2 protein-coding genes and 1 pseudogene are annotated in these 5,882 nt (G+C 67.5%); all 3 read left to right on the top strand.

What is annotated here, in order from left to right:
- Positions 1–2,372 (top strand): Pls/PosA family non-ribosomal peptide synthetase (locus tag ACWCP0_RS41050; protein ID WP_451083819.1); only part of this gene is annotated, 2,372 nt, incomplete at its 5' end.
- Positions 2,373–2,394: 22 nt separating this feature from the next.
- Positions 2,395–2,889: pseudogene (locus tag ACWCP0_RS41045) on the top strand (aromatic-ring hydroxylase C-terminal domain-containing protein); the annotation flags it as partial.
- Positions 2,890–3,820: 931 nt separating this feature from the next.
- On the top strand, positions 3,821–5,791 hold the full coding sequence (locus ACWCP0_RS41040) for a potassium transporter Kup (protein ID WP_451083818.1): 1,971 nt from the start codon (positions 3,821–3,823) through the stop codon (positions 5,789–5,791).
- Positions 5,792–5,882: the final 91 nt, after the last annotated feature.

Below are 5,882 nucleotides of genomic sequence, written 5' to 3'. Positions count from 1 at the left end.
ACCTACCCACCGTGTCGATGAAGGACATCTACCAGCACACCACGATCCGCACCCTGACCGCCGCGTTCACGGACACCACCCCCGCCCCGGGCGTGGTGGTCGAGTCGTCGACCGTGTCGCCACCCGGGGCCGGTACGTGGTCATACGTACTGTGCGGCGCGGCCCAGCTGCTGATGTTCCTCGGTTTCTCCTGCCTCGGCGCCCTCGCCGCCGTTCGCGGCTACGAGTGGATCCAGGCGGGTTCCGGGGTAGCCGGCATCTATCTGCGGGCGGTCCTGTTCGGCGCGGCGGTCTTCTTCGGGCTCTGCGCCCTCTCCGTCGCGGCCAAGTGGATACTCATCGGCCGCTTCACCCCTCGCAGGTTCCCCGTGTGGAGCCCTGCCTACCTGCGTTTCTGGTGCGTCAAGACCCTCATCCGCAGCAGCCCGGCGCGCCTGTTCACCGGATCACCGCTGTACGTGCTGTACCTGAGAGCCCTCGGCGCGCACATCGGGAGAGGCGTCACCATCCTCACCCGCAACATTCCGGTCTGCGCCGACCTGCTCACCATCGGTGACGGCACGGTCGTCCGCAAGGACGTGTTCTCGTCCGGGTACCGGGCGCACGCCGGCTGGATCGAGACAGGTCCGGTCACCCTCGGCACGGATGTGACCGTCAGCGAGCAGAGCGTCATCGACATCGGGACGTCGATGGGCGACGACGCCCAGCTGGGCCACGCCTCCTCCCTGCATCCAGGACAGACCGTGCCGGCCGACGAGTCATGGCACGGCACTCCGGCGCAGCCTGCGAGGATCGACTACCGGGCTGTCGAACCCGCGGCGTGCGGCACCCTGCGCAGGGCCCTTTACAGCGTGTGGCGCCTGATGACCATACTGCTGGTGTACCTGCCGCTGACGGTGGCCGGCGTGACCATGGTGATCGCCGCGGTGCCGCAGCTGCACGCGGTGGCGACTGCGGGCCCTCCGGCCCTCACGCGCCCGACATTCTTCCTCGAGGCGCTGGTCGCTTCCCTGGTCGTCTTCTTCGGCGGCCTGCTCGTGGGACTGCTGACGGTGAACACCGTGCCACGGCTGCTCACCCCGGTGATCAAGCCGGGCAGGATCTACCCGCTGTACGGCTTCCACTACAGCATCCAGCGGGCCGTCATGCGGATGACCAACATCAGGTTCTTCACCGTGCTGTTCGGGGACAGCTCCGCAATCGTGCACTTCCTGCGGTTCCTCGGCTACGACCTGTGTCGTTTCCGGCAGACGGGGTCGAACTTCGGCTTGCTCGTCAAGCACGACACCCCCTACCTGAGCCAGGTCGGCAGGGGAACGATGATCGCCGACGGCCTCTCGGTCGTCAACGCCGACTTCTCCAGCACGTCGTTCCGCTTCTCCCGCGCCTCGATCGGGGCGAGAAGCTTCCTCGGCAACAACATCGTCTATCCCTCACGTGCCCGGACCGGCGACAACTGCCTGCTCGCAACGAAGGTCATGGTCCCCATCGACGGGCCGGCGCACGAGGGCGTGGGCCTGCTGGGCTCGCCCAGCTTCGAGATCCCGCGCACCGTGCTCCGCGACAGCAAGCTCAACCACCTGGCCCGCGGTGAAGAGCTGCGCCGCCGCCTTGCCGCCAAGAACAAGCACAACGCAATCACCGCCGGCCTGTTCCTGCTCATGCAATGGTCCCACTTCGTCGTGCTCGCCCTCATCGCCACGGCCGCCGTCGACTTCTATCCCACCCTCGGCGCGCCGGTGTTCTCACTGGCAGGTCTGCTCATCCTGGCGTTCACCGTCGTCTACTTCGCACTCATCGAACGGGCGGTAACGGGATTCCGCCCGCTCAAGCCGCTGAACTGCTCGATCTACGAGCGACCGTTCTGGGGACACGAACGCTTCTGGAAGCTGGCGTCCACACACCGGTACATGCAGGTCTTCAACGGCACCCCGTTCAAGCCCATGGTCTGGCGGCTGCTGGGCGTCAGGATCGGCCGCAGGGTCTTCGACGACGGCTGCTCGCTGGCCGAGCGCACCCTCGTCAGCATCGGGGACGGCTGCACCCTCAATGCCGGAACCATCATCCAGTGCCACTCCCAGGAGGACGGCGCCTTCAAGTCCGACCACATCATCATCGGCGCCGACGTGACCCTCGGCGTCGGCGCCTTCGTCCACTACGGCACCACGATCGGCGACCACGCACAGCTCGCCGCCGACTCCTTCCTCATGAAGGGCGAGGAAGTTCCCTCTCAGGCACGGTGGGGCGGAAACCCCGCCCAGGAGACAGCTGCCGTCAACGAGCCGCGAACCACTCGGCACATGGTTGATCGTGTTGATGCCCGGACCGGTGCCACCGAGGGTGCTCCCGCTCCGGTCTCGGGCATACGGTGAACGCCCGGGCCGGTCAACGGGGGCACCGGAGGGGCTGCTTGACAGCTACCACGCCGAACGGCACCCGGTGGGCGCCGCCGTGCTGGACAACACCCGCGCGCAGATCATGCTGCTGGGGACCGATCCGGGTGCGACCGCGCTGCGGGAGCTGTTCTCGAAGCTGATGGACTTCCAGGAGGTGAACCAGTACGTGACCGAGATGATCACTGCGGTCGGGATCCGCTACGACTTCGGCGAGGGCCACGAACTGCTCGGCCGGCGGATGTGGGACGTGAAACTGAAGCGGGGCCGTCTCTACGAGCTGATGCACGGCTGCCGCGGGCTGCTGCTCGACCAGACCGGGCGGCTGTCGGTGCCGGGCTGGGCAGATCGTGTCGACCACGTCGTCGACGTCAGCGAGGAACTGGACGTACCCGCCGTGCTGCTGCGGCCGGACGGCCACGTGGCATGGGTCGGTGAAGACCAGCAGGATCTGCTCAGCCAGCTGCCCGAGTGGTTCGGCTCTGCCGTCAGCTGAGCGCCCAGGTGCGGTTCGAAAGGGTGGGACCTATCTCCGGTCGAGTTCGGCGCGGTCCGGTGCCGTACCCCGCCGGCTCGAAGCCCCCGCGAAGTATGCCGACCCCAGCAAGATCAATCTCACCGGGACAGCACTGTCCAGTACGCGGCGCCCGAGGGCAACTGCACACGAAACGCCCGCAGGGGGTCCTCCACTCCATCTGCAACGTGTCGCAATGATCACGACGGCTCCAGAGATGTGAGGAAGAACCAGCTCACACGATCAGACGCAGCGTCCTGGCTACACGTCGAAGCGCCAGGGAGAACCACATAGAGCAGGACCGCGGGGCGAGGATCCGGCGGTGCGCGCACGGACGATGTCGACGTAGGAGGGTGAGCTGAAGCCGCGCGCACGACCAGGACCAGGACCAGGACCAGGACCAGGACCAGCGTGCCAAGGTCGGCGAGCAAGTCGGTGAACATGCGCCGCGGCGTGTCCTTCTCCGCGGCTGCGTACAAGTCTGTCCACTGTCCGGCGGCTCGGTCCGGGGCGAACCCGTCGGGGAAGTCGGCGAGCAAGGACGTCGCGGGTGTGATCTCCAGCGATGGGTGCCCGGAGACAGCGGGAAGACCGCTGGTGAACAGCCTGCGCTCAAGGACGGTTGGCCATCCCGCTCGGAAATGGTTGGCCGCTGCGGTCTCGCCTTCGCCGCGGCCTCAGTGGCCAGGTGGTCCGAAGGACGCCCGCTATGACGCGAACGCGAAGAGCCGTGACGCAGCGGCTTGCCCGGACGGCGAGTGATCCGCGACGCCGAGCCGCACAGGTCAGCAGCACGGAGACGCCGTTCGAGGCGAAGCAGCGCACACCTACCGGCAATTGCGCCGGTGCATCGGTATCGTCCGCCCCAATGCACCGGGCCGCAGCACAGCAGCCCGCGAGGAGGACTATCACCATGGCCGATCACCGGCACGGGACCGCGTCGGGCGAAGGGTCCGCAGCGCGGCCGCCGGAGGCTCGTCGTGCGAGCGCACAGGACACGGTGCGCCTCGCGCTGGTGATCGGTGCCCTCGGCGTGGTCTTCGGCGACATCGGGACCAGCCCGATCTACACCCTCCAGACCGTGTTCAACCCGAGCGACCCACACCCCGTCCCGGTCACCACGCAGAACGTGTACGGGGTGGTGTCGCTCGTGTTCTGGTCGGTAGTGATCATCGTCCTGGTCACCTATGTGCTGCTGGCGATGCGTGCCGACAACGACGGCGAGGGCGGCATCATGGCGCTGATCACCCTGCTGCGGCGCTGGAACTCACAGCGGGGCCGACGAGCCGCCGCCGCGCTGGCCGCGCTGGGCATCTTCGGCGCGTCGCTGTTCTTCGGCGACAGCATGATCACACCGGCGATCTCGGTACTGTCCGCGGTCGAAGGGCTCAAGGTCGTCCAGCCGTCGCTGGAAAGCGCGGTCGTGCCGATCACCGCGGTGATCATCGTGATGCTGTTCGTCGTGCAGCGCAGAGGAACCGCGGCAGTCGGCCGGGTGTTCGGGCCGATCATGATCGTCTGGTTCGTGGCCATCGGCGCGTGCGGCGTCGCCGGCATCGTCGACCACCCCGAGATCCTCAGGGCGCTGTCGCCGACCTACGCCCTGGGCTTTCTGGTCGGCCATTTCGGCACCGCCTTCTTCGCCCTGGCCGCGGTCGTGCTCGCCGTCACCGGCGCCGAGGCGCTCTACGCCGACATGGGGCACTTCGGCCGCCGGTCGATCACTCGCGCCTGGCTGATCCTCGTCTTCCCCGCGTGCGTCCTGAGCTATCTCGGCCAGGGCGCGCTGATCCTCGCCGATCCGGACACCATCAGCAGCCCGTTCTTCCTGCTCGTGCCCGACTGGGGACGGCTGCCGATGGTCCTGCTGGCCACGGCGGCCACCGTGATCGCCTCCCAGGCGGTGATCACCGGCGCGTACTCGATCGCCTCCCAGGCCGCCCAGCTCGGCTACCTGCCGCGGCTGCGCATCGCGCACACCTCCGAGTCCACGATCGGCCAGATCTACGTCCCCTGGATCAACTGGCTGCTGATGGTCTCGGTCCTCACCCTGGTCTTCGCCTTCCGCACCTCCACGGCGTTGGCCTTCGCGTTCGGCATGGCGGTCACCGGCACCATCACCATCACCACCCTGTTGTTCTTCTACGTCGCCCGTGCGAAATGGGGCACGCCCGTGTGGTTGCTCGTCATCGGCGCAACCGTGCTCCTCTTCGTGGACCTGCTGTTCGTGGCAGCCAACCTGACCAAGCTCGTCCACGGCGCGTGGCTGCCGCTGCTGATCGGCCTCACGGCGTTCACCGTCATGACGACCTGGCAACGCGGCCGCGCGCTCGTCACCGCGGAACGAGCCCGCCACGAAGGCCCGCTGCCCGAGTTCGTCGACCACCTTCGCAGCGGGAAGGCATCAACGCTCCGGGTCCCCGGCACGGCCGTCTTCCTCAACCGGGGCAAGCAGACCGCGCCACTGGCCATGCGGGCCAACGTCGAACACAACCACGTACGTCACGACCAGGTCGTGATCCTGGCCATCGAAACCGAGCCCGTCCCCCGCGTCCCAGCCGACCAGCGGATCGTCGTCGACGACCTCGGCTACGCCGACGACGGGATCATCCACGTCACCGCACGGTTCGGCTACATGGAGACACCAGACGTGCCCGGCACACTGGAGATGCTCGACCCGGCCGAAACCGAGGGGCCGTTGCAGCTCGACCAGGCGTCCTACTTCCTCTCGAAGATCGAGCTCCGGCGCGGGAAAGCACCAACGATGGCCCCCTGGCGCAAGCGGCTGTTCATCGCCACCTCCTACATCACGGCCGACGCCGCCGAGTACTTCGGCCTCCCCCGCGACCGCACGGTCATCATGGGCTCGCACATCGAGGTCTAGGGACTGTGCCGAGTTGAGATCACGGGTTTGGCTGTTTCGCTGTCCCGGCTGGGTTGGGACGGTAGACATGCGGGATGACCCGGGGTGATCT

This window comes from Streptomyces sp. NPDC001970 (genome assembly GCF_053594115.1).
The sequence above is the reverse complement of the archived record's forward strand: the minus strand, read 5'-3'. Positions and strand labels throughout refer to the sequence as shown.

Coding starts and splice junctions, on each gene's coding strand:
- ACWCP0_RS41040 (WP_451083818.1), top strand. CDS start 3,821: ATGGCCGATCACCGGCACGGGACCGCGTCGGGCGAAGGGTCCGCAGCG.